This is a genomic window from Flavobacterium sp. MDT1-60 (genome assembly GCF_014844035.1).
In the GTDB taxonomy this organism is placed as follows: domain Bacteria; phylum Bacteroidota; class Bacteroidia; order Flavobacteriales; family Flavobacteriaceae; genus Flavobacterium.
Genome location: NZ_CP062159.1, coordinates 754,874 through 777,971 on the forward strand (window position 1 = coordinate 754,874; position 23,098 = coordinate 777,971).

The following is a 23,098-nucleotide window of genomic DNA, read 5'->3' on the forward strand; positions in this document are numbered from 1 at the left end:
ATTCAAAATGAAAAATTCTAAAGAAAATGAAGCCCTACAGTCGAATTCTGCTCCAGTTTTAGCCTGGGATTTTCATTACGAATATCTGAACGAATTAAAAGCAATATTTGCTGATTTGAAAAAAATTAAAAAGATTTCAAATCGATTTTCCTGGGATGATAATAACCTTCAAATAGAAAATCGAATTTTAGATGAAGTAGTTTTGCTTACCGATGCAAATTTGAAAATCGTTTTTGCCTCAAATGGAATCAAAAAAATGACAGGCTATACAGAAAGCGAAATCATTGGGAAAACCCCAAAGATGTTTCAGGGGCCAAAAACGTCTGAAATTGCCTTAAAAGAGATTAGGATGGCTATTCAATCACAAGTTCCGTTTGAAAAAACAATTGAGAACTATAAAAAAGATGGTAAAATCTATAAATGCAAAATAAACAGCGTGCCCATTTTTAATGTAAAGGGTGAATTGTCGCATTTTATAGCTTTTGAAAGCATAGATAAAAGCGCGTGAGACTATTTGCCACAAAGGCACTAAGACACGAAGAAAATTATTTCCTTATACATGAAGCAAAAACCGCCTTTTGGGCGGTTTTTCAATATAAAAATTTGTGTCTTAGTGTCTTTGTGGCAAATCCTTACAGATTCTCAAAGAAATCATTTCCTTTATCATCAGTAATGATAAATGCAGGAAAATCTTTAACTGTAATTTTACGAACAGCTTCCATTCCTAATTCTTCAAAGTCAACAACTTCAACTTTTAAGATGTTGTCCTGAGCTAAAATCGCAGCCGGACCTCCAATAGAACCTAAATAGAATCCGCCGTATTTATGACAGGCATCCGTAACTTGTTTGGTACGGTTTCCTTTTGCAAGCATAATCATACTTCCGCCATGTTTTTGGAATTCATCCACATAAACGTCCATACGTCCTGCGGTTGTTGGTCCAAAACTTCCCGAAGCCATTCCTTCCGGAGTTTTGGCAGGACCTGCGTAATAAACGGGATGATTTTTAAAGTACTCCGGCATTGGTTGACCGGCTTCCAGCATTTCCATAATTTTTGCGTGAGCGATGTCACGGGCAACAATTACAGTTCCGTTTAGTTTTAAACGTGTTTTTATTGGATATTGGGATAGTTTTGCCAACATATCTTTCATTGGCATATTCAAGTCAATTTCAACCGGAGCTTCTAAATGCGGAGCCGTTTCTGGTAAAAATTGTTTTGGATTTACTTCTAACTGTTCAACGTAAATTCCGTCTTTCGTGATTTTTCCTTTGATATTTCGATCTGCAGAACATGAAACACCTAGTCCAACCGGACAAGAAGCCGCGTGGCGTGGCAAGCGGATTACACGAACATCATGTGTAAAATATTTTCCACCAAACTGAGCACCAATAGCACTCTCCTGGCAAATTTGTTGTACTTTTTGTTCCCATTCATGATCGCGGAAAGCCTGGCCAGCCATATTTCCTGTAGTTGGCAAATTGTCGTAATATCCGGCAGATGCTTTTTTAACGGCACTTAAGTTCGCTTCCGCAGAAGTTCCGCCAATAACCAAAGCTAAATGGTATGGAGGACAAGCCGAAGTTCCTAAATCTTTGATTTTTGCACGAACAAAAGCATCCATAGACTTTTCATTCAATAAAGATTTAGTCTGCTGATATAAATAAGTTTTATTCGCAGATCCTCCTCCTTTTGCCATGAATAAAAATTCATAAGAACTACCTTTTTTAGCATAAATATCAATTTGTGCTGGAAGATTCGAACCTGAATTTTTCTCTTCAAACATCGAAATCGGAACAATTTGAGAATAACGTAAGTTACGTTTTTGGTACGTATTGAAAATTCCTCTACTTAACCATTCGGCATCATCAACACCAGTAAAAATACTTTCGCCTTTTTTGGCCATTACAATTGCTGTTCCGGTATCCTGGCAGCTTGGCAACTGACCTTCAGCAGCAACTGAAGCATTTTGAAGTAAATTGTAAGCCACAAAACGGTCATTATCTGTAGCTTCAGGATCATCAAGAATTTTACGAAGTTTTTGTAAATGGCTTGTTCTTAGCATGAACGAAACATCTGTTAAAGCTTCCTCAGCTAATAATTCTAATCCTTTTGGATCAACAGTCAGAACTTCACGTTCTCCAAATTTTTCAACTTTTACAAAATCAGAAGTAATTTTGCGATATTGTGTATCATCCTTTAAAATAGGATAGGGATCCTGGTATATAAAATCAATCATTTCTTTGTTTTTTACAAAGTTAAAAATTATTTACCGAAGAAAGAGTTTGAATTAGAACACTTTTTTGAACTTAATCTTGTTTGTAAAACTCATTAAGACTCATTTTCTTTTCAAAATAGGGTTTGTCTTTTGGTGAAAGCAATTTCTTTTTCCAATGGTTTCCTATTAGTGAAAACGAAATAGAATCAGAATAGGTTAAAATTCCGGAATCTTCTGAATCATCATCTGCAGGTTCAAACGAAACACTTTTACAGTAAAAAATTTCAAGATCGTTCTTTGATTCAAGACTTAAAAATTTTGTCCAGTTTCCCCAACCACTGTCTGACATTGACTGCCACTGATGAACAAGCTGTAAATCATTGTTTTTTAAATAATATAGATAATTTTCAAATGTATAGCCGCAAGCAGGATATCCGAAATCAATTTTTATAAAAGAAGGGTTGTTTTGAGATGAATCGGGGAAACCGTAAGACCCGCTCCATTCCGAACCTTTTTCATATCCTTTAATGGTTATTTTCTTTGAGGTAATTTTGTTTTTATTTTTATAAAAATCAAGTCTGAATTTTGATTCGATGATGCTGTCTTTATCTGGTTTTTGTTCTGTAAGATGAATGAGAACATGAGTGATTGCTGCATTTTTATCAAAGATGATCGTATCTGTTCGCAAGGAATTTTCTTTTACAGCTATTGCTTCTATTTTAGCTTTTGTTGTTTTACTTGCTATTTGTAGTGCAGGTTTTGGTTTTTGGCAACCCATTAAAAGAAAGAGAATAAAACAGATATGTGTTTTCATCATTGTAAATCGATATTGTTTATTGTATTGATAAAACCAACAGTTTCCTTTTTTTATAAAGTTCTGCTAATGAAATTTTTCCTTCATCATGATAAAAAAGTCCATTTTCAAATTTAACTTCAGGGCTAATCAGAAAGAAGTAATTATCCCGATCATTTAAAACGCTTAGATTTTCGAAGTTTAATTCTATAATTTCAACATATTTTATAATATTGAGCTTGAGTGCTTCATCTAATGATATCGGATTTTCTTCATATCTTAAACAGTACTTATCCCCACCACCCGGCATTCCAAACCATGGCATTGCCTTTACGGAAACAAGTTCAATATAATCAGGAACTTCATGAAAAATAAATAATTTCTTTTGGAAACTTTCGAAGAATTCTGGTAAAGATTTTTTTTCAAAAGGTTCGTCATTCATCCAGAAAAAGATACCCTGATTTTGCCAGGATGGATCCTGAAGATCTTTCGTGGTTGTATTGTCTGAATAGTGCATGTACAAGTCACGTGGCAAAAAAGTGAGGATCGAGTCGTTAATCAGCCAGTCAATTTTATTCGGATCGAATTCTTTTGCTGTAGGTTCTTCTATTGGGTCATTTTCAATAGGATTTGCTTCTTCGACAAATTGAGTTTTATCTTCAGAAACAATTTCTTCTGCGATTTCAATTTCCTTTTTTTTGGTAAAAAATCTTTTGAACATATTTATTTAATCTTTTTACATATTACAATCCACCAATTCTTATTTTAAACTGGACTGAAGTCCAGCTCTACAAAATAATTTGTTCCTCCGGTTTAATTTACATGCGAATATTAAAAAAACCAGCTAGCCACAAAAATCGCTGTAATTACACAAATTACATCAACCAAAAGCATGGTGCCTAAAGCGTAACGCGTATTTTTTATATTAACTGATCCAAAGTATACCGCAATCACATAAAAAGTACTTTCGGCACTACATTGAAAAATACTACTCAATCTTCCGGTTAAAGAATCCGCACCAAAAGTATTCATCGAGTCAATCAAAAATCCTCGTGATCCGGCAGAGCTAAATGGTCTAAGCATCGCAACTGGCAAAGCATCTGTGATTTGCTTGTTGACACCCATATTCGAGAAGATAAAGGCAATACCATCACTTATGATTTCAAATAAACCGCTATTTCTAAATAATGAAATAGCCACTAACATTCCTAAAACGTAAGGAAAAATAGTCACTCCCGTTTTAACTCCATTATTTGCACCAACGACGAACGCATCAAAAACGGTAGTATCAGCATCTTTAAATTTCTTTTCGTGAATAAATGAAAAAATCAGCGTGAAAACTATGATCACAAGTAAAATCAACGCAGACAGATTCGTTGTAAAAAAGTTTTTTCCGATTAAATCCAAATGGTTTACGTACATCAATAACCCAATAATGGCGGCAATTAATACCATCAGACCAATGACAAGAGAAGCACTTTTGAAATTGATTTTTTGTTTGATTCCCACAATTAAAAAAGCAGCAATCGTACCAATAAACGAAGTAATAATACACGGAAGCATAACATCTGCAGGATTGCTCGCTCCTGCCACTGCGCGATAACCAATAATCGAAGTCGCAATTAGGGTTAAACCGGAAGCGTGCAGACACATAAACATAATCTGAGCGTCACTGGCTCTGTCTTTTTCCGGGTTTATTTCCTGTAAACTTTCCATTGCTTTAAGGCCAAACGGAGTTGCAGCCGAATCTAATCCTAAGAAGTTAGCAGCAAAGTTTAAGGTCATATACGAAATGGAAGGGTGATTTTTTGGGATACTTGGAAACACTTTTACAAAAACCGGACTTAGGGCTTTAGCCAATTTTCCAGACGCTCCCGAGATAATTAAAAGTTCCATTAATCCGCAGAAAAAGGCCAAATAGGCTATAAGCGGTAAAATTAAATCAAGTAAAGTGGTTTTACAGGTTGGTAATAACCCGTCGGATTTTTGAACACCGCTGAAAATTTTTACTGTTTTATTCTTATAAACGTAAGTTGTGTCAGCATTAAGCGTATCACGATTGATAATCATAGTCTGATCCGGTGCTTTTTTGATGCTGTCTTTTATGAAGGCAGGAAGCTGTTCAGCATATTTTTCTGAAACCAGAATTGGATCGTCTTTTTTTCCATTCAAAACATAGTCAATGGTATAAGTATTGGCAGTAAACAAACTGATCATAATAAAGATGATCGACGAAATAAAAATAGTTAACCAAAATCTACTTAATACCATAACGCTGTTTTTTTTGTAAATGTAATTATTTAGCAATAAAATGCACAAAGAATTTAGCGCAGAAACGAGAAGAATTTATTAGAAATGATATTGTTTTAGTGAAAATTCAATTTATTCAATAACAATTTTGGTTCCCAGGTAATTTTCAAAAGCCCTAATGCCTTCAAACAGAATTGCTTTTTTATGAGTTTCAGTTTCGTTAAAAAAATCTGTTTCTATTTTGGCGTAATCTTTTTTGATGGTTCGTTTCCACGTTCCAATGACCTTGCTGTTTTCAAGAATAATAGGTTTAAAAATTCCATTATTGGTAAAAGCTCTGGATTGATGTTCGAGTAAAATGGAAGCTTCTCTGGTTTTATACGAAATCAGAATCTCATCAAAAGCCGGAAGAAAATGTACGCTTTCGCGGAAGTTGTTTTTAACAGAAGAATCAGTTTTAATCCAATATATTTGACCATTAATTTCAATTGAATTTAATTGCAATTCAATTGCATTAAAGATGTTTTTGCAAGTTGTGGGAGGGAAACCAGACCACCACGAAAAGTCAAGAAGTGTGGCAGGGCCGTGGCTTTCTAAATATCTGAGGGCTAATTTCGCAATACCTTCTTCTCTGGTTAATTTTGATTTTGGTTTTGAAACCCGCTCTTCAAGTAAAGCATAAGTGATTTGTTTTCCTTTCATTCTTCCATTGCAAACTAAACCATCCAATTCTGCATTCATCATAATTGCGGCACTTAAAAAATCTGCAGAAGACGTTTTTTTGATACCGAGTTCCTGCATGATTTCGTCACGCGTTAAATGATTGTTTCCTGCTAGTAGTTTTTCGATTTTAGAATTGGCCTGATTGAGCTTTTTGGTATCATAACCATATTTTTTACCGGCAGAAGCTGTAAATCTTTTCACTTGCGGAGCCGAAACATCTAACATCCAATAAATATCATCAGCAGAAACAAAATGCCAGGTTGGTCGAAGAATATGAGTCCGGATAATTTGTGCTGAATTTATGGCTTCTTCAATGGCTGCCTCAGTAGCATCACATCGGGAACCAATCGCCCATTTGGCCATTGAATAATCCTGAGCCTGCATGGCACCTAAATGCGTTACAATTTCTTGAGGAGAGTTTGCATTAGCTTCAAGAAGTTTTTGCGAAACAAGTCTATGATGAGAGATTTCCTGATAAGTCATTTCTAAACCTTTTATATAAATTGTTAAAGACGGGTCAACCTTTGTATCTCTGAGCCTTTGCAACTTAAAAAAACTATACATGAATAATTTCGTCCTCAATCAACAAATCTTCCCTACGTAAGCGAAGGAAAATCTGCGCAACCGCAATCGTATCTTTTTCACAATACGTTACAATCCGGTCAATGTCTTTCTCGACATAAAAAACATGGGCAACCTGACTGCCGTCGATATCGCCTTTTGGAGATGGAACTCCAAGGATTTTAGTCAGTAATTTTAAAGAAGTAAAATGTTTGTAATCGCCAAACTTCCATAATTCCAAAGTGTCTAAATGCGGAATTTCCCAAGGTTTTTTGCCGAATAAATTCAATTTGTCCGGAATTGCAATTTGGTTGATAATCATTCTTCTCGCAATAAATGGAATATCAAATTCCTTTGCATTATGTCCGCATAAAAGATGAAAGGGTTGATTAAAATGATTGCTCAACAGATTATTAAAGTCTTTCAAAATCTTCTTTTCTTCTCCAAAAAAGGAAGTCACTCTAAAATTACGAATATCACCTTTGATTGTAAAATATCCAACTGAAATACAAATGATTTTTCCGAATTCCGCCCAAATTCCGGCGCGATCATAGAATTCTTCCGGAGTATATTCGTCTTTACGCTGATATTGGGTTTTATGATCCCAAAGCGATTGCATTTCAGCGTCAAGCGAATTGAAATTCTCTTCTTCCGGAACGGTTTCTATATCGAGAAATAAGATGTTGTTGAGGTTTATTTTTTCAATCATGTTGTTTGCCACGAATTTCACTAATTTTCACTAATTCTTTGTCTACATAAAAGTACACAATTTGATTTTAAATAAGAAATGTATTATAATTTGAAGGTCCTTTTTGTTGCGAATTTCACTAAGGATTGTTAATTTAACAGCCATACATTCGTGAAAATTAGTGAAATTCGTGGCAAACTAAACCTAAAACAAACGCTGTTGATTTGAAGGATTTTCATGCTCAAGTAACCACTTCTTACGCGACAAACCTCCGGCATAACCGGTTAAAGATCCATTTGTGCCAATAACGCGATGACAGGGAACTACAATCCAGAGTGGATTTTTTCCATTGGCAGATGCAACCGCACGAATTGCTTTTATATCGCCCAATTTTTTGGTCTGATCCATATAACTGATAGTTTTTCCGTATGGAATTTCTAATAAGGCTTTCCAAACTTTTTGCTGAAATTCTGTGCCTTGGGGATTTAGTTTCAAATCAAAATCGGTTCTTTTGCCTTGGAAATATTCTTCAAGTTGAGAAACAGCTTCTTTTAAAACTTTCGGAATTTCTGCAGAAACTTCATTTGTACCAACATCAGAAACAGAGATTACAGCAATGCCATTATCATCTCCAATGATTTTGGTGATTCCTAAAGGCGAATTGATATAAGCTGTTTCCATAAATTTTTAACCGCAAAGGCGCTAAGGTTTTACGCAAAGTTCGCAATTTTTAACCATATAAATGATATAAGTAAATTGAAGTTTTTTACTTAAACGATTGTCACACTTAACGAAGTCTGAGGCTTTTGTAACAATCGCTTCGACTCCGCTCAGCCTGACATCCGGAGCGTTAATAATTTTCTATCTTAAACTTATAACTTAAAACAGATTCAATTTTTTTACTTGAGATAACCTTTTTGATATTTGACTTTTCTATGCTGAATTTCGGTAAAATCAGGTTTTGTTCTTTTGCTTTTTGAGTATAGTAATCTTGTCTTGTAGGATGAAAAGGAGCTACGGCGTTGAAAACTTCATTCCATTTTGATTGACGAATAATTTTTTCGATGATTTGGATGCAATCGTTTTGATGAATCAAATTGACAGGTGCATCTGGATTTTCAAGGTTTTCTTTTCCTGCTAAAAATTTTACAGGATGGCGATCTTCGCCAATTAATCCGCCGAATCGTAGAATTGTAGTTTCGAAGTTTTGGTTTTTCTGGAGAATTGCTTCGGCTAAAACCAATTGTTTACCGCTCTCCGTTTCCGGATTTAGGTGCGTTTCTTCTGTAATTAAATCATTTTGATCTCCATAAACAGAAGTCGAACTTACAAAAAGTACTTTTTTGATAGTCGATTTCTCTATAAACGGAATCAAAGTTTCGATTTTCTCAACAAAAATCTTTCGGGATGAATCCGTATTTGCTCGTAACTTGGGCGGAATATCAATAATAAGAATTTCGCTTTCCGCTAAAAAATCATTAATAGTTTCAGAAACATTGTCGCTTTCAAGTGTTTCTTCTCCCGAAGCTTCGGGATCGCTCAGAATGACAAGAAACGGATTTATTCCAGCATCTTTCAAAATAGAAAGTTTATTTTCAGAAGTTGTTGATCCATTGACCGAATTTCCTTTTTCGATTAATTTTTTCGCCAAAGGCAAACCCAGCCAGCCACAGCCTAAAATACTTATTTGAATCATTTTTTTGAAGGTTCAGAGAGGCAAAGGTACAAAGGTTATTCACAATCTTGTCATCCTGAGGAACGAAGGATCACACAAGATATTCCATATGCTAAATTGCCAATCTTTGTCGAGTTTCGAGTGTGATCCTTCGTTCCTCAGGATGACAAAAATGGAGAAAAACTTTCCGTTTTTTTATTACAAATCCAGAAAAAAGCAAATTTTGTCTTTTCCTTTTGCGCCAATTCTGTTATAGAATTTTATAGCTCTTTCATTGAATTGAGGCGTTCGCCATTGCATGTTAACACAGTTTTTAGCTTTTCCTATTTCTTTTAATTTATTGATTAGAACTTCTCCGATTCCGAAATTTCTGGCTTCTTTTTCCAAAAATAAACAGTCCATGTAAATGAAATCGCCCGCACTCCAGGTAGAGTACGTAAAATTATAAGAGGCATAACCTACAATGTCATTTTCAGTGGCAACAACTAAGCAAAAGAGTTTGGGATTTTCACTGAATAGCGCTTCTTTCAAACCTTCTTCTTTTCCTGTCGGATCGTAATCGGCTTTCTCAAATTCGGTATGTTTTTGACATAAGATGACCAATTTAGGTAAATCGGCTATTTCGCAGTTTCTTATTGTATATTCCATTGCAGGTTGATTTCGGTTTGTAAAAAGGTGATAAAATGATGAAAATAGGCAGGATATTCCTGATTGTCCCGAATCGCAATGAAATGCTTTCTTTTTAAACCGTTTTTTCCAATTTTGATGGCCTTTATCGGATTGTTTTTTAAATGTGGCAATAAAGCCCATTTTGCCATCGACATAACGCCCATATCGGCTTTTACCATTTCCAGAGAAGCTTCTGTCAATGGCAAGGCTGTAATCTTCTTCGGACTTACTTTGGCTGGAGCTAAAATAAATTGATGAATCGTGACGGTTTCCATCGGAAGCGAATGAATCAAAAGATGCTCGTTGACAAAATCTTCTGCAACGACATATTTTTTATTCGCCCAAGCGTGGTTTTCAGAAACTGCCATCACGACTTCGTCCTGAAAAAGTTCCAGATATTTGATATTATTGTCATTAATCTGATCGCTGATAATCGCAATATCAATCGTGTTTTCTAATAATTTTTGAAGTGGAATATGAGTCGCTTCTGTCACAATTTTCAATTCGACATTAGGATATAGAAGATGAAATTGTTTCATTACCGACGGAAGCCAGTGATAACTCGAGAAACACTCGGTACTAATTCGGATTTCACCATATTCTCCAAAAACCATTTGTTTGATTTGAGTTTGGGTTTGTGAAAGCTTATCCAGAATTTCATTGGCAAGCTCGTAGATTTTCTCTCCGGCTTTCGTCAAAACCAGTTTTTTATTTGTTCTCAAAAAAATGGCTGTTCCCAGTTGATATTCAGCTTCTTTAAGTTGATGGCTCAGGGCTGATTGCGTCAAATGAAGTTTATCTATCGCTTTGGTGATGCTTCCTTCTTCAACAATTGCTTTTATCAATTTTAAATGACGTATTTCCATTTTTTTGAGAATTTATACAAAGAAACAAAATTTTAGAACGGCTTTTCATGAAAAAAAGTAATGTAGTTGATGAATTCTTTTCGTTTTTATAGTGTGTAATGTTGGTCTACTTTTGAAAAAACAAAATCATAAAAACTGAAAAAATGGAAACACAAATTAAACATTATGAAAACAAACTGGCCTTCGAAATGGATCCTTCCGATTTGTTTGATGCCTTGAATAACGGAGAAAAAGTGATTGTTATTGATGCCCGAAAAACATTTGGATATGAAGCAGAACATATTCCGACGGCGATTAATATTCCGCATCGCGAAATGACAATTGAAAGTACCAAACATTTAGACAGAGACGTTTTGTACGTAATGTATTGCGACGGAATTGGTTGTAACGCTTCGACAAGAGGCGCTTTGAATATGGTAAAATTAGGTTTTAAAGTAAAAGAATTGATCGGCGGAATGGAGTGGTGGAAGTTTGACGGATATGCCACTGAAGGAACAAATGGGGTTAAAGCAGGATTGAAAATAGAATGTGCCTGTTAATTTTTTTAGGGACAAAGGTTCAAAGTTGCAAAGGTTTCCAATATATTATAAAAAATAAAAAGCACTATGAAATAGTGCTTTTTGAACCTTTGTGCCTCTGTATCTTTGAACCTTTGAACCTGATTTTAAGATTTTATTCAATTTTAACGTTGTTTTTCTCTGCAATTTTTTTGAATAAATCTTCTTTATTTTCGGATTTCATTTTTTGATAAATGGCTCCCAAAAGCTGCTCAGAATCTTTTACATACTCTGATTTTTCATTGGTGTAGATAACATGCGCCATGAAAATGTTGTCGAGTGCCTTTTCGTCATCATTCAGGACAAAATAATTTTTTCCGGCACCAAAGTAACCTTCTGCATTATTAGGCTGGAATTTGATTAGTTTTTCATAATATTCAATAGCCGTCTTAAAATCGGATTTTAAGGTATAAATAACTCCAATATTCATTAGTGCTAAATCGCCTTCCGGGAAAATATCAAGTGATTTTTTATAATATTTTATTGCATTATCAAAATCATTCAATTGTCTGTAACAAACGGCAATGTCATCCAGAGCGAGTACAAAATTTGGATCTTCTTTCAATGAAAGCTGTAGACTTTCAACCGCCAATTTATAGTTGTTAGCTTTCATGAAATCTTTTGCAATGATATACGAGTTCTGCGCCTTTTCATTTTTTGAATCAGCGTAAAAGATAGTCGTTTTGTCTTCAGGATCCTGAGGTAATAATTTTGGACATTTTTTAATGACAGCGTCACTGACTTTTTGAATCATACTTTTAATTCCATCAACAGTATTGATCGATTCTCTAACTTTTGAGTCTTTATCTGTCAATATGGTTTCAGACATTGTACTCGTCAAACAGTCTCTAAAAACAGTTTCTGTAATTCCTGAACTTTTACTTAAACAATCACATGCTTTTGCAGCTATTTTTTCTTCTACAGCTTGTGCATAAATAGTCGTAAAGCTTGCAAATGCTATAAAAATTAGGATTATTTTCTTCATATAAGGTAGTTCTATTTTATAATTTATTGTTTTGTTGAGGTTTAACTACTGGTGTTAAACTGTCTTTCGCAACAGTCACACTATCTTTTATTGGCGCGGCTTCGATTGTTGGTACTGGCGCAGTATATCTTTTTATCTTTTGCTGAATTAAAACAGCATCATTCAAAACAAAAGGCGTCGGCATCATCCAGTCGTTTCTTGGTTTTACCTGAAATAACGGATTAGTCATCAAATCAAAAGAGCTTTCAATCAAATCCATATCAAAAATAGACGATTTGTTGATGTAGAATTCCATTACAAGTGGTTCATTACCCACAACATAATAGCATAAAATTTTCATACCATCTCTTTCCAGACTGTTTCCTTTTTGGTCAGAAGTTGAAACTCCGTTAGCTTTAAAGTTGTAAAAAGTCATTTTAGGATGGGCAAAAATATCATAACGGTTTACTTTTCGGTTGGGTGTAATTTGTATTTTTAGGTATCGATTGTTCCCAATAACGCTGTCTTTTAAGAAAGAGATGGTTGGTTTAGGAACCTCTACAACCGGTGCAATAGCGCTATAAGTAAAACCAGAGTTATATTTGCTGGCAAGTGGCAGGGCATTTAAACCAACCGCTTTTTGATTTTTTTCTCCCAAATAAGTTTTTGTCCAATCATCAAGGTTTACATCGTATGTTGTCCATACGGCAGAATTTGTATCGGCATTGTAAACGTAAAGCAAACTATTCGATTTTGCTTTTCCATGTTCGTAACCAGAATTGTAACCTGCGTAAACAAAAAAGCCAATAGATACGATAAAAAAGAATGCAGCCCATGCCCCTTTTCTAATAAAATCTCCAAAAATTGGAAGTAATAATCCGAAAAGCAAAACAGTAAGTAAGGCACTTCCAAAAAGAATTTTTAAACCTAAACCAATTGGAAACATTACAATAAAGGGTGCAACAATTATAAGCGCCGGAAGTGTAAATAATAAGTTTAAACCCAAACTGTAATGTTGTGTAATAACAAAAATTCCAAATAGGAAGATTCCAAAATAAACCGGAATAATCAGGAATCCTGCGCCAGTTAAGTTATTGGCTAAAAATATATTGATCACAATCCATAGTAGCAAAGGTGCTACAAAATGATTCATCGTAATTTTTGTTTCTGAAAAATGGTTGTAAAATGCAAAGCAAATAGCAATGCTTAAAGTAACAAATGCTCCAATATAGGCGTGTCCATTGTAGGTAAAGCCATTAAGTAAATCTAAATATTGAGGATAGATTTGCAAAACGATTTTCCATCCTAAAAAAGTTACTAAACCGGCAATGATCAAAGCACCCAAAAAGGGAACAAAACCTTTAAAAATCTCTCTGAAAGATATTAATCGTTTTGCTTTTCCAATAAAAATAAAAATAATTAGCAAGCCTAAAGCAATTATTGTCATTGGGAAAACCCAGGTAAAAGGGTAACTTATAAAGGAAAATGGAACGCTGAAATAAACATCGTCTGCAGTTGAGTTTGTTGCATTTAAGTCGATGTTTGAAAAGTATTTTAATAAAGGCATCAAATACGTTCCCTGATGTGCCAATGTCATTCTGTTTAAATGCTGAACGTCGTCTTGTTGGGTGTGGTAATTATAATGTCCATCGATAAAAGCAAAATTAAATCCCTGAATGTTTCCTTGTTCTCTAAAAACAGTTAAATCAGTATCATTTGGCAGCATTTTGTAAATGCTGTACATCAGCGAATTTGAAACCGGATATTTGGTCTTTGCTTTTGAAAATTCTTTTACAAGAGCTTCATTTCCTTTGTTGGTTTCCATCAACATGTAACTTGGTCCAGAAGACCCGCGAGCTTCAAAATTAATAACCAGGCCAACATCTTTAGCCCACGGATGTTTGTTCACAAACAGTTCAGCACCGTTTAACCCTAATTCTTCAGCATCTGAAAAAAGAATTATAATATCGTTTTTTTGAGGTTGTTTGGAGTACATAAAAGCACGAATACCTTCAAGAATGGTAGCTACTCCAGAAGCATCATCACTTGCTCCTTTAGAAAATGAATGTGGTGCACTGTCATAATGGGATAGTAATAAAAGCGCTTTTGAGTTGTTGGTCCCTTTTATGCGGGCCAGAATGTTTTTGGATTTTACTAAAAGCCCCTTATCGTTTAGTGTAAATCCTTCCTGAACAGAAGTCTCTAAACCAATTCGGTTCAATTCAAGTTTAAGGTAGTTTGCTACTAATTCGTGATTAGTTGATCCGACATAATGTGGTTTTTGAGCAATAATTTCGACCTGGTTTAAAGCCCTTTCGGTCGAAAATTCGGCAAGAGCTTCCTCTTCTTTCGAAATCCATTGCGGCATCATGGTGGCGTAGATGATACCAAGAATTGCTAAAATGCATACTACGGCAAGAATTGAAGTGGGGTTTTTTTTCATGATGAATAGTACTATATTTCTTTTTTAACAAGCATAAAATAATCATTGTCCAAAGATCTATATCCCTGGTCATACAAGAAATAGTAGGTATTCCCTGTTTTGGTCTGCAAGATATTGGTAAAGAAATCAAAATCAAAACCTTTATTGATCATTTTATCCCTTGTTGCTTTTGATTTTCCTTCCGTGTTTAGCTCGACCAAAATACGGTAATTTTTTCGTAATTTGTTGTTTACGTTTCGCATGAAATTAGTGCTGTCCTTATTTATTTTGTTGTTGTAGGCATTTCGGCAGCTATCAGAACAAAACTTTTTGTCTTCCCGACCTACAATTTTTTCGGAGCATTCAAGGCAGGTTTTCATTGTTCAATTTTTTTAATTTCGTATAAATCATGTCTTCTGTCTTTTAATATTCGTACACTTCCATGTTCATGAAGTTGTTTTAATAAGTTCAAATCAACATCAACGATGAGTGTCATTTCGGTATTTGGAGTTGCTTCGGCTTTAATTCCGTTGCTAGGAAAAGCAAAATCAGAAGGTGTAAAAACAGAAGCCTGAGCATATTGAATATCCATATTATTTACTTTAGGCAAATTACCAACGCAACCTGCAATCGCAACATAACATTCGTTTTCTATTGCACGTGCTTGTGAGCAATGTTTTACACGCGTATAGGCATTTTGTGTATCAGTTAAAAAAGGAACAAATAATATATTCATGCCTTCATTAGCCATAATTCTGGAAAGCTCAGGAAATTCAACATCATAGCAAATAAGGATCCCAATTTTTCCGCAATCGGTATCAAAGGTTTGAAAATGCGATCCGCCTTTCATTCCCCAATGCTGTACTTCATTTGGCGTAACGTGAATTTTGGTATACATTTCTGAGGTTCCGTCCCTTTTGCATAAAAAACCAACGTTGTATAAATTACCATTATCTAAATAAGGCATACTTCCGGTAATGATATTGATGTTGTACGAAATAGCAAATTCCTGAAAACGTTTTCTAATTGGATCAGAATAGCGTGCAAGTTCCCGAATTGCTTCTGCTTCTGATAAATGATTATAATCAGCCATCAATGGGGCGATGAAAAGTTCCGGAAATAAGGCAAAATCGGCGCCATAACCAGAAACGACATCTATAAAAAACTCTGATTGCTCGAAAAACTCTTCTAAATTGTTTAATTGACGCATCTGCCACTGAATTAGTCCCAGACGAATAACGCTTTTGTCAAGGTTGATCAGCTTTGGACTTTCATCATAATAAACATTATTCCATTCTAAAAGAACCGCAAACTCTTTTGATTCTTCATCTCCTTCTAAATAATTCTTTATAATTCTCAACACATGGAAATCGTTACTTAACTGAAACGAAAGTACCGGATCATGTAATTCTTTATGTTTTACCCTGTCAATATAACTTTTAGGCGTCATTTTTTTGGAATGCTGTGCGTAATTTGGAATTCTTCCTGCAAATACAATAGCTTTTAAATTAAGCTGTTCGCAAAGTTCTTTTCTGGCATCGTATAAACGTCGGCCTAAACGTAAGCCACGATAATTGGGGTGAATGAAAACATCGATTCCGTATAAAATTTCAGCATCTCTATCATGAGTTGAAAAGGTATAGTTGCCAACAATTTGTCTGTAATTATGTCTTTTATCCACGAGCTTTTCGTCGACAATTAAGGATAAGGCAGATCCCACAACAATATCATCCACTAAAATCACTAATTGGCCTTCGGGAAATATGGAAAGTAATTTTTCGATGTCACTTACGCTCCAGTATGAATTCGCCATTTCAGGATACGATTCTACCATCGAATTTTTTAATTGTTTGTAATCTTCGATTTCTAAATTTCGTAACTCAACTTTATTAATTTTTGTCTGCATGTAGTATGATTTTTGTTAAATGTACGAAAATATTTCCATTTACAAACGTTTACAAATAGTTACAACCGAAAGTAAATAGTTTGCAACCGAATACTTTTTGAGTGCCATCGCATCTTTGCCTCATCGAATTTCACTAAGGAATTCATTTAACGAACATTTAAATATTATACGCCATGAATGCAATGAAAAACAGAGTGCAATTAATTGGGAACGTAGGAAACGACCCGGAAATCAAAACCTTAGAAAATGGAAAAAAATTAGCGCAACTAACGATCGCAACACACGATTATTATAAAAATGACAAAGGTGAAAAAATAGAACAAACGGATTGGCATCGTGTTACAGCCTGGGGCAAAGTCGCTGAAATTATTGAAAAATTTGTCGTAAAAGGAAAGGAAGTTGCTATTGAAGGAAAACTAACCCACAGAAGTTATGACGACAAAAACGGGGAGAAGAAGTATATAACCGAAGTCGTTGTAAATGAAATATTGTTGCTAAGTAAATAACGTTTTATAAGTTTAATTTAACCCGATTGTTTTTTAAAGAGACAGTCGGGTTTTTTATTTTGAGTAAAGACTTGTTATAAAACAGAAGCACCATTTATATCCGTTGTTAGTATTTCGCTCATATAGTCAAAAAAAGGACGCATATTTTTGAATGTCTCTAAGGCTTGTTCTAAAAAATGCGGACTTAGAACTTCATCATCAGTAAAACGTTTCATGACCAAAAACTGTTTGTAACGAAGTAAATCAATGGCTTCATGGTTTACATCAAAACCTTTTGGTGCTGTTTTAAGTTGTTCACCTTGCAAAATTCCGAAAGTGTTAATAAAGGATTTTGAATTCAATATTTTTTTCATGGCTTGAGGATCATGAGCAAATTCACTTCTTACGCGTTTTAAATCTGCAGCATTTGGTCCCCAAAATCCACCGGCAAGAAAGCTGTTTCCTTGTTCCAGATGAAAATAATAACCGCCGCGTCGTGCTGCTGTTGCTCTGGTGTAACTTCCTCCCCAAAAAGTTTTAAAAGGAGTTTTATCTTTAGAGAATCGAATATCACGATAAATTCGGTAAACGCTTTTCTTTCCGGAAGCAGTTTCAAGAACATCGGTTTTAGAAAGTTCCTGAAGCAAAGCACCTGCAAAATTTTCAATATGATTTAATTCGTTTAAGTAAGTGGGCTTATTTTCCTCAAACCAGGGTTTGTTATTGTTGCTTTTAAGTTGAAGCAAAAAATCAAGACTGGATTTAGGTATCGTAATCTGGTTTTCCATAATTTAATTGTGAGACTTTTTAAAATCAAAAGTGGTCTGCAATTTAAACAAAAAACCCACCAGATTTTCGGTGGGTTTTGAATATATTGTTTAAGCAGTTTTTTTGAATAAATCAAACATAGGACAACGCGAGCAGCGTTTCTTTTCGCTCTTTTTGTATTTTTCACAACAAGAAGATTTACAGTTTTCTAACTTCTTAATGTTCTCAAGGATAGCTTTATTCTTCTTTTTCTTTTTATCCTTTTTTTTGTCCTTGTCTTTTTCTTTCTTGCTCAATTTTCCTCTGTATTATAAAACAGAGACAAATATAAAATAATTTTGTTATTTTTAAATATTCTAAATAAACTTTAACTTTTTTATTTTGGATTGATAGCGATTGAGCTTGTAACAGTTAACTGCTGAATATCACGATCAAATAAGTAAAGTCCGCCTTTATCGTCACCAATTAAGTTGATTTTGTCTAAGATTGATTTAGCTGTAGCTTCTTCTTCGATTTGTTCTGACACATACCATTGTAAGAAATTATGTGTTGCATAATCTTTTTCTTCAAAAGTGATGTGAACCAATTCGTTAATAGATTCTGAAACAAAAATTTCATGGCTATAAAGCGCTTCAAACATTTCCTTGAATGTAGAATAAGATGTTTTTGGTGCTTTTAGATCTGTAACCTGAGCGTGACCTCCGCGTTCGTTCACATACTTCACTAATTTAAGCATGTGCGCGCGCTCTTCGTCTGATTGTGTGTACATAAATTGAGCGATTCCCTCTAATCCGTGTACTTCAGCCCAACAAGCCATGGAAAGGTAGGTTTGCGAAGATTCTGCCTCTATGCGTATTTGCTTGTTTAAAGCTGATTCAATATTTTTCTTTAGCATAATATGTGTCTTTTTTGTAAAGTTAAAAAAAATAATCCATTATGTTTTTTTGAAAGCACGAAACCTAAGACATTTGGATTAATTCTCAATAAATTTAAGGCCTTTTCTGGAAAGGTTTTTTGAAAGACGAAGGAGTATTTAATTTCTCAAGAAATGGATCATCTGCATTAAATCCATCCTTGAATTTACGCATTACATATTGTTTTGAAACCGTATCGTAATAGCTAAGAATATAAAAATCTTTATATTTTAAGATGTTGTCTAATGCGATCTGCTTATTCAGACTCATAAAATAGTAGATGTTATCAATCGCTAATGGTTCTAGCTGTTCTTGTTTTACAATATTATAATTAGGATTCCATACGCTTTCAAAATAAACCGTTTCTGTATGAATGTACCCCGAAGAATAATTCGGTGGGTAGTATGATGAACTATTATCATAAAATCCAAAATCATCAACAGAATAAGAGGCAATAAACAAACTGCCTTGTCTCATCATGTTTGGAGTTCCTCCTAAGGTAATTAAAGTATTTTCTTTGTTCTTAAAAACCGATAAACCAATATCTAAAAAGGAAAGATGATTTAGGAATTTTTTCGTTGTTTTTAATTCTTTAGCTTTTTCACCTTCCCTTTGGATTAAGAGGGGAGACGTTTTAAATTTGATGGTGTCATTTTTTGAAATGTGAAAGCTTTTTACAGTCTCATTAGAATTGTAATCTTTTATATCAAGGAATAACTCTTCATCACTGGCAATAGTTTGATACAGTTTATTATTCTGTAAGAATGAATTACTTATTTTTTTAGGTTTTTGAATAGTTGATTGGGTAAAGGTTTTTTCTTTAATTTCTTCCGTTTCAAGATTTATATCAAATACCTGAGTTTTTTTCGGATTATGGTCTAAAGTTAAAACAAAACGATTTGGAAAGATGTATAATTTGCTTTTTGCAGTGCTTCTGAATAGAGGGGTATATTCTTCTGCTTCAATTTTTTCAATTGGATTTTGCTGAATAACATAATTGAAAGTAACAAATTTCGTGTTTCTATTCTGAAATTTAAAAGACGAAAAATCGAATATTTTTTGTTCAACAGTGCCATTTTCAAAAGTATAAAGAACGAGTGTTTGCTCTTCTAAATCTTTAACAAGGAGATTAAATGAATTTTCTAACTGAAATTGCGCTATAATAGATTGCTTTTCAGAAGTAAATACAAAGTTTAAATTTTTGGATGTTTTGTTTCCAAAGAAATATTTAATAGCGATAATAGTTCCATAATCTTTTGTTGACCAATAGAGTGTAGGTAATCCGTCTGCACTAAAACTATATCCAATGAGAGACTTATCACCGATGTCTTTTAAGGCGCCTTTATATTGGTCTGTCAGGAATAGGGAACTGTTGTATTTTAAAATAGAGATATTCTGACTATCTGCTGCAAAGACAAAAACTTCGTGAGTCTGTTGGTTTTCAGCAGTCAAAACCTGCTCTGCTCCGTTTGATCTTTTTAAATCTAACGGAAAGGAATTCAATATTGTTTGGCTGAACAACAATGAATTAGAGAATAAAAGAAATAAGAGTATAATTTTTTTCACATTATTTTAACTACAAATATTGTTCCAGTTTTATGAGATGGAATTTTTGAATAATGAAAGTACAAATTATTTCTGATAGATTTTAAGTCTTCAAAAGGGCAAAATAAAAAAGCCCTAAATTTTTTTCTTTAGGGCTTCATTTTTATTTAAAAAGAGATTATTTTACTTTAAAAGTAACTCTTCTTGCTAATCTTCTTGCTTCTTCTGAATCTTTTTGGATAGAAGTGTCCGCTCCCTGAGGAATGACATTTAATCTTGAAGATGCAATTCCGGCTTTTTCAAAAATGGTTTTCACATTGTTAGCCCTTGCATTTGATAATTTGTCATTATATTCCGAACTACCAACCTGATCAGCATAACCAAGAATATCAAGAGAGGCCGAAGGGTTTTTTCTTAAATATGTTAAAACAACATCGATAGCAGCAGTTGAATTTTCGATTGGAGTTGATTTGTTGAAATCAAAATAAACACTGTAGTATTTGTCGTTGATCATTTCTTTAACAACATCTTTATCATTTACTACTGTATTAGTAACCGGTTTTTCAATAATTACTTGCTTTTCTGGTATTTTATTTACCTGCGCTTCAAGATTGGCAAGTTTGCTCTCTAAAGCAGCAACATCAGCATTTTCAGAGATTACGGTCCAGTCTGCGTGTTTGGTGTTTTTACCCAAATAAATGTTTAAACCTGCAGTTCCAGTAAATAATAACCCACTGAATCCTCTCGAGTTTGTAGGAGCACCACCATCAAAAGTATGATCCTGGTAGGCATTTACAATAGTTGAAATATCTCCTGTTAAAGCAAAACGATCTGATAATCTGATTTGTCCCGTTAGACCAGCAATAAAATTGCCTACATTGTCTTTTACATGTAAATCTTTATTCTCTAAACGTCCTACTCCAAAACCAGCGTGTCCAAGTAAACCAAATGTATTTGTCCAGGTTTCAAAATTCATAATTCTTCCTAAGTTGGCGACACCTTGCAGGTCGATTCTGTAGTATTTAGAGTCAAAATCAATTGAACTATCATTTTGACCAGTGAAACTATTATATCCCACATTAGCTTTTAAACCGAATTTGTTGTTCAACATGTATCTTACACCTAAATCGACAGTATAAGGATTGATTCTTGAAGTGTAATAATTCCCTGAGGTAAATGGACGCTGAGGTTTGTTAAAACCACCATCTAATTCTACAGACCACTTGTTATAACTGGTTGTAGTATTGTTTTCTGTTTGTGCTTTTGCATGCATTAAACTTAATGCAAACGCCAGAGTAATTACAATTTTTTTCATTGTATTTGAGATTTTAAATTTTTCCCAAACCAACAATTATTTGTAAGAATTACTTTCCGCTAAAAGTCCAAAACATAACAAAATAGGGTTTATTATATAAGATAAACATTAAGAGTTCATTAGGTCCTGAAAAGTGTCAACGAACTGACCTACATGCAAACCATCCATCAAACCATGATGTACATGAACAGACATTGCAATGGTTCTTTTTCCAGATTCAGAAGTCATCATTTTTCCAAATGAAATCTTTGGGCAGCTGTCCGGGAAAGTGTAGCTTCTCGCATGAGAAAGCGATGTAAAATTCAGCCATGGAATAGCAGAAAAGTGAATCACATTGTCATCATCAAAAGATCTTGTAAAAATCCCAGTCGTATTTTGAATTCTTTCGATTTCTGCCAAAGCGGTCTCTTCAAAATTTCTAAAATCAGCGTTGTATTCAATTAATGAAAACCCAAAAGTACCATCTTCACGACCAATCGTTGCCGACGCATCGATACGATCGTTACTGTAGATTTTGCCTTCTGAAATACGGTATCTAAAATTCTCAATTGTATTTACTGCAACTAAGGTTTTATGTAAATAATAGATGAAAAAAGAAGTATTAAAACTTTTGGCTGTTTGATACGCTTTGGTACAATCAATCTCGACAGTTGCGCCAAAAAAAGGTTCTTCCATTTGGCTAAAATGTGCAAAATGTTCTTTTCTATTCCAGTTTTCTAAGTCTAATAGTGTTTTCATTATAATAAATTAGGGAGCACTTCAGAAATTTTTTCGAAAGAACTAAAATGTTTATGCTCAACTTTATGATTAATTTTTTCATGTTCCCAGGTAGTATGAAACGGAATATGTACAGCATAACCACCAATCCCTAAAACAGGCAATACGTCAGATTTTAGCGAGTTTCCGATCATCAAAAATTCATGTGCCTGAATGTCTAAACGACCCAGTAATTTTTCATAATCAGTTTCCTGCTTGTCTGACATTACTTCTATATGGTGAAAATAATGCCCCAAACCTGAACGATGTAATTTGCTGTGCTGATCTTTCAGATCGCCTTTTGTCGCAACAACCAATTTGTATTTTCCGTGTAAGGCCTGCAAAGTTTCTTCGATTCCGTCTAGCAATTCGATTGGCTTTTCGAGCAATTCTTTTCCGTATTGAATGATTTTTTCAATAACTTCTATTGGAATTGTATTGTTCGAAATATTCATCGCTGCTTCAATCATCGAAAGAATATATCCTTTGATTCCGTAACCGTACAAAGGCAAATTTGCAATTTCAATTTTGAATAATTCCTGTGAAATACCCTGATGGGAAAGATAATCTTCCATCAAAGCACAGAATTTGTGTTCTGTTTCCTGAAAATAAGGTTCGTTTACAAATAAAGTATCATCAGCATCAAATGCAATTACTTTTAAATTGGGTATTTTGTTTTTATCTAACATGGGTTTTTTGTTTCAAGTTTTGTTTTGTTTCAAGTTTCAGGTTTTTTGCCACAGATAGTTTCAGATTTTGCCACTGATTAAAATGATTTTAAAGATTTTTTAATATCCGTGCTGATCTGCTTTAATTTGCAAAATCTGTGTGGAATTTTTTTAGCCACAAATTGCACAAATTTTCACTAATTTTTTCTTGCCACAGATTAAAAGATTAAAAAGATTTTTTCTAAAATATCTGCGCAATCTGCTTAAATCTGCAAAATCTGCGTGAAACCTTTTTCGGTACTAATTAAAAAATCAATCTGCTTAAATCCGCCAGAATCCGCCAGAATCCGCGTGCTA

General features: G+C 34.2%; 24 protein-coding genes. 3 read left to right on the forward strand and 21 right to left on the reverse strand.

Annotated features, from left to right (window positions below):
• Positions 1-7: 7 nt before the first annotated feature.
• Positions 8-508, forward strand: a complete 501-nt coding sequence (locus IHE43_RS03100) for a PAS domain-containing protein (RefSeq protein WP_192186630.1) — start codon at positions 8-10, stop codon at positions 506-508.
• Between the two features lie 124 nt (positions 509-632).
• Here the strand turns inward: IHE43_RS03100 and IHE43_RS03105 are convergent, their stop codons facing one another.
• The 10 genes from IHE43_RS03105 to IHE43_RS03150 form a co-directional block, all read right to left on the reverse strand.
• Positions 633-2,237: a fumarate hydratase gene (locus tag IHE43_RS03105; RefSeq protein ID WP_192186631.1), complete on the reverse strand. Its 1,605-nt coding sequence runs from the start codon at positions 2,235-2,237 to the stop codon at positions 633-635.
• 70 nt (positions 2,238-2,307) lie between these two features.
• On the reverse strand, positions 2,308-3,033 hold the full coding sequence (locus tag IHE43_RS03110) for a hypothetical protein (RefSeq protein WP_225585357.1): 726 nt from the start codon (positions 3,031-3,033) through the stop codon (positions 2,308-2,310).
• Between the two features lie 16 nt (positions 3,034-3,049).
• A complete protein-coding gene (locus tag IHE43_RS03115) occupies positions 3,050-3,730 on the reverse strand; it encodes a hypothetical protein (RefSeq protein ID WP_192186632.1) in 681 nt (226 codons plus the stop codon).
• A gap of 110 nt (positions 3,731-3,840) precedes the next feature.
• Positions 3,841-5,280, reverse strand: a complete 1,440-nt coding sequence (locus IHE43_RS03120) for a nucleoside recognition domain-containing protein (protein WP_192186633.1) — start codon at positions 5,278-5,280, stop codon at positions 3,841-3,843.
• Between the two features lie 111 nt (positions 5,281-5,391).
• Complete coding sequence (locus IHE43_RS03125; RefSeq protein ID WP_192186634.1) at positions 5,392-6,465, reverse strand: winged helix DNA-binding domain-containing protein; 1,074 nt, start codon at positions 6,463-6,465, stop codon at positions 5,392-5,394.
• A 73-nt stretch (positions 6,466-6,538) separates the two neighbouring features.
• On the reverse strand, positions 6,539-7,252 hold the full coding sequence (locus IHE43_RS03130) for a 3'-5' exonuclease (RefSeq protein ID WP_192186635.1): 714 nt from the start codon (positions 7,250-7,252) through the stop codon (positions 6,539-6,541).
• A 183-nt stretch (positions 7,253-7,435) separates the two neighbouring features.
• On the reverse strand, positions 7,436-7,912 hold the full coding sequence (locus IHE43_RS03135; protein ID WP_192186636.1) for a methylated-DNA--[protein]-cysteine S-methyltransferase: 477 nt from the start codon (positions 7,910-7,912) through the stop codon (positions 7,436-7,438).
• A 169-nt stretch (positions 7,913-8,081) separates the two neighbouring features.
• Positions 8,082-8,927 carry an SDR family oxidoreductase gene (locus tag IHE43_RS03140; protein ID WP_192186637.1) on the reverse strand — a complete coding sequence of 282 codons (846 nt, stop codon included), beginning with the start codon at positions 8,925-8,927 and terminating at the stop codon, positions 8,082-8,084.
• Between the two features lie 177 nt (positions 8,928-9,104).
• On the reverse strand, positions 9,105-9,554 hold the full coding sequence (locus IHE43_RS03145; RefSeq protein ID WP_192186638.1) for a GNAT family N-acetyltransferase: 450 nt from the start codon (positions 9,552-9,554) through the stop codon (positions 9,105-9,107).
• A complete protein-coding gene (locus IHE43_RS03150; RefSeq protein ID WP_192186639.1) occupies positions 9,539-10,441 on the reverse strand; it encodes a LysR family transcriptional regulator in 903 nt (300 codons plus the stop codon). Before IHE43_RS03150 ends, IHE43_RS03145 begins: the two co-directional genes overlap by 16 nt.
• 143 nt (positions 10,442-10,584) lie before the next feature.
• Here IHE43_RS03150 and IHE43_RS03155 point away from each other — a divergent pair, with 143 nt between their 5' ends.
• Positions 10,585-10,980: a rhodanese-like domain-containing protein gene (locus IHE43_RS03155; RefSeq protein ID WP_192186640.1), complete on the forward strand. Its 396-nt coding sequence runs from the start codon at positions 10,585-10,587 to the stop codon at positions 10,978-10,980.
• Positions 10,981-11,113: 133 nt separating this feature from the next.
• Here the strand turns inward: IHE43_RS03155 and IHE43_RS03160 are convergent, their stop codons facing one another.
• The 4 genes from IHE43_RS03160 to IHE43_RS03175 are packed head-to-tail and all read right to left on the reverse strand — an operon-like array spanning position 11,114 to position 16,290.
• Complete coding sequence (locus IHE43_RS03160; protein WP_192186641.1) at positions 11,114-11,983, reverse strand: tetratricopeptide repeat protein; 870 nt, start codon at positions 11,981-11,983, stop codon at positions 11,114-11,116.
• A gap of 16 nt (positions 11,984-11,999) precedes the next feature.
• Positions 12,000-14,405 (reverse strand): M28 family peptidase, encoded by a 2,406-nt coding sequence (locus IHE43_RS03165; protein ID WP_192186642.1) that lies wholly within the window; start codon positions 14,403-14,405, stop codon positions 12,000-12,002.
• Positions 14,406-14,416: 11 nt separating this feature from the next.
• The gene (locus IHE43_RS03170; protein ID WP_056188723.1) at positions 14,417-14,764 is read right to left on the reverse strand and encodes a hypothetical protein; all 348 of its coding nucleotides are present in this window, start codon (positions 14,762-14,764) and stop codon (positions 14,417-14,419) included.
• On the reverse strand, positions 14,761-16,290 hold the full coding sequence (locus IHE43_RS03175) for a carbon-nitrogen hydrolase family protein (RefSeq protein WP_192186643.1): 1,530 nt from the start codon (positions 16,288-16,290) through the stop codon (positions 14,761-14,763). The genes IHE43_RS03170 and IHE43_RS03175 overlap by 4 nt, the downstream gene beginning before the upstream one ends.
• A 173-nt stretch (positions 16,291-16,463) precedes the next feature.
• Between IHE43_RS03175 and IHE43_RS03180 the strand changes: the two genes are divergently transcribed.
• Positions 16,464-16,796 carry a single-stranded DNA-binding protein gene (locus IHE43_RS03180; protein ID WP_192186644.1) on the forward strand — a complete coding sequence of 111 codons (333 nt, stop codon included), beginning with the start codon at positions 16,464-16,466 and terminating at the stop codon, positions 16,794-16,796.
• A gap of 74 nt (positions 16,797-16,870) precedes the next feature.
• On the opposite strand, the gene IHE43_RS03185 is transcribed toward IHE43_RS03180, so the two are convergent.
• From IHE43_RS03185 to IHE43_RS03215, 7 genes are all read right to left on the reverse strand, one after another.
• A complete protein-coding gene (locus IHE43_RS03185) occupies positions 16,871-17,563 on the reverse strand; it encodes a DUF2461 domain-containing protein (RefSeq protein ID WP_192186645.1) in 693 nt (230 codons plus the stop codon).
• 90 nt (positions 17,564-17,653) lie between these two features.
• Complete coding sequence (locus IHE43_RS03190) at positions 17,654-17,839, reverse strand: hypothetical protein (RefSeq protein WP_026984196.1); 186 nt, start codon at positions 17,837-17,839, stop codon at positions 17,654-17,656.
• 80 nt (positions 17,840-17,919) lie between these two features.
• Positions 17,920-18,438: a ferritin gene (locus tag IHE43_RS03195; protein ID WP_192186646.1), complete on the reverse strand. Its 519-nt coding sequence runs from the start codon at positions 18,436-18,438 to the stop codon at positions 17,920-17,922.
• 94 nt (positions 18,439-18,532) lie between these two features.
• Positions 18,533-20,023 carry a hypothetical protein gene (locus tag IHE43_RS03200; RefSeq protein WP_192186647.1) on the reverse strand — a complete coding sequence of 497 codons (1,491 nt, stop codon included), beginning with the start codon at positions 20,021-20,023 and terminating at the stop codon, positions 18,533-18,535.
• A 157-nt stretch (positions 20,024-20,180) separates the two neighbouring features.
• Positions 20,181-21,317 carry an OmpA family protein gene (locus IHE43_RS03205; protein WP_192186648.1) on the reverse strand — a complete coding sequence of 379 codons (1,137 nt, stop codon included), beginning with the start codon at positions 21,315-21,317 and terminating at the stop codon, positions 20,181-20,183.
• Between the two features lie 108 nt (positions 21,318-21,425).
• Positions 21,426-22,055, reverse strand: coding sequence for a chloramphenicol acetyltransferase (locus IHE43_RS03210; protein WP_192186649.1), 630 nt, complete (start codon positions 22,053-22,055; stop codon positions 21,426-21,428).
• Complete coding sequence (locus IHE43_RS03215; protein WP_192186650.1) at positions 22,055-22,762, reverse strand: HAD family hydrolase; 708 nt, start codon at positions 22,760-22,762, stop codon at positions 22,055-22,057. The genes IHE43_RS03210 and IHE43_RS03215 overlap by 1 nt, the downstream gene beginning before the upstream one ends.
• Positions 22,763-23,098 lie beyond the last annotated feature (336 nt).

Excerpts from the sequence above, each read along its gene's own strand:
- IHE43_RS03195 (WP_192186646.1), bottom strand. The coding sequence starts at position 18,438 with ATGCTAAAGAAAAATATTGAATCAGCTTTAAACAAGCAAATACGCATA.
- IHE43_RS03180 (WP_192186644.1), top strand. The coding sequence starts at position 16,464 with ATGAATGCAATGAAAAACAGAGTGCAATTAATTGGGAACGTAGGAAAC.
- IHE43_RS03165 (WP_192186642.1), bottom strand. The coding sequence starts at position 14,405 with ATGAAAAAAAACCCCACTTCAATTCTTGCCGTAGTATGCATTTTAGCA.
- IHE43_RS03140 (WP_192186637.1), bottom strand. The coding sequence starts at position 8,927 with ATGATTCAAATAAGTATTTTAGGCTGTGGCTGGCTGGGTTTGCCTTTG.
- IHE43_RS03205 (WP_192186648.1), bottom strand. The coding sequence starts at position 21,317 with ATGAAAAAAATTGTAATTACTCTGGCGTTTGCATTAAGTTTAATGCAT.
- IHE43_RS03120 (WP_192186633.1), bottom strand. The coding sequence starts at position 5,280 with ATGGTATTAAGTAGATTTTGGTTAACTATTTTTATTTCGTCGATCATC.
- IHE43_RS03115 (WP_192186632.1), bottom strand. The coding sequence starts at position 3,730 with ATGTTCAAAAGATTTTTTACCAAAAAAAAGGAAATTGAAATCGCAGAA.
- IHE43_RS03215 (WP_192186650.1), bottom strand. The coding sequence starts at position 22,762 with ATGTTAGATAAAAACAAAATACCCAATTTAAAAGTAATTGCATTTGAT.
- IHE43_RS03135 (WP_192186636.1), bottom strand. The coding sequence starts at position 7,912 with ATGGAAACAGCTTATATCAATTCGCCTTTAGGAATCACCAAAATCATT.
- IHE43_RS03170 (WP_056188723.1), bottom strand. The coding sequence starts at position 14,764 with ATGAAAACCTGCCTTGAATGCTCCGAAAAAATTGTAGGTCGGGAAGAC.
- IHE43_RS03105 (WP_192186631.1), bottom strand. The coding sequence starts at position 2,237 with ATGATTGATTTTATATACCAGGATCCCTATCCTATTTTAAAGGATGAT.
- IHE43_RS03100 (WP_192186630.1), top strand. The coding sequence starts at position 8 with ATGAAAAATTCTAAAGAAAATGAAGCCCTACAGTCGAATTCTGCTCCA.
- IHE43_RS03155 (WP_192186640.1), top strand. The coding sequence starts at position 10,585 with ATGGAAACACAAATTAAACATTATGAAAACAAACTGGCCTTCGAAATG.
- IHE43_RS03150 (WP_192186639.1), bottom strand. The coding sequence starts at position 10,441 with ATGGAAATACGTCATTTAAAATTGATAAAAGCAATTGTTGAAGAAGGA.
- IHE43_RS03125 (WP_192186634.1), bottom strand. The coding sequence starts at position 6,465 with ATGACTTATCAGGAAATCTCTCATCATAGACTTGTTTCGCAAAAACTT.
- IHE43_RS03145 (WP_192186638.1), bottom strand. The coding sequence starts at position 9,554 with ATGGAATATACAATAAGAAACTGCGAAATAGCCGATTTACCTAAATTG.
- IHE43_RS03160 (WP_192186641.1), bottom strand. The coding sequence starts at position 11,983 with ATGAAGAAAATAATCCTAATTTTTATAGCATTTGCAAGCTTTACGACT.
- IHE43_RS03175 (WP_192186643.1), bottom strand. The coding sequence starts at position 16,290 with ATGCAGACAAAAATTAATAAAGTTGAGTTACGAAATTTAGAAATCGAA.
- IHE43_RS03130 (WP_192186635.1), bottom strand. The coding sequence starts at position 7,252 with ATGATTGAAAAAATAAACCTCAACAACATCTTATTTCTCGATATAGAA.
- IHE43_RS03210 (WP_192186649.1), bottom strand. The coding sequence starts at position 22,055 with ATGAAAACACTATTAGACTTAGAAAACTGGAATAGAAAAGAACATTTT.
- IHE43_RS03110 (WP_225585357.1), bottom strand. The coding sequence starts at position 3,033 with ATGATGAAAACACATATCTGTTTTATTCTCTTTCTTTTAATGGGTTGC.
- IHE43_RS03185 (WP_192186645.1), bottom strand. The coding sequence starts at position 17,563 with ATGGAAAACCAGATTACGATACCTAAATCCAGTCTTGATTTTTTGCTT.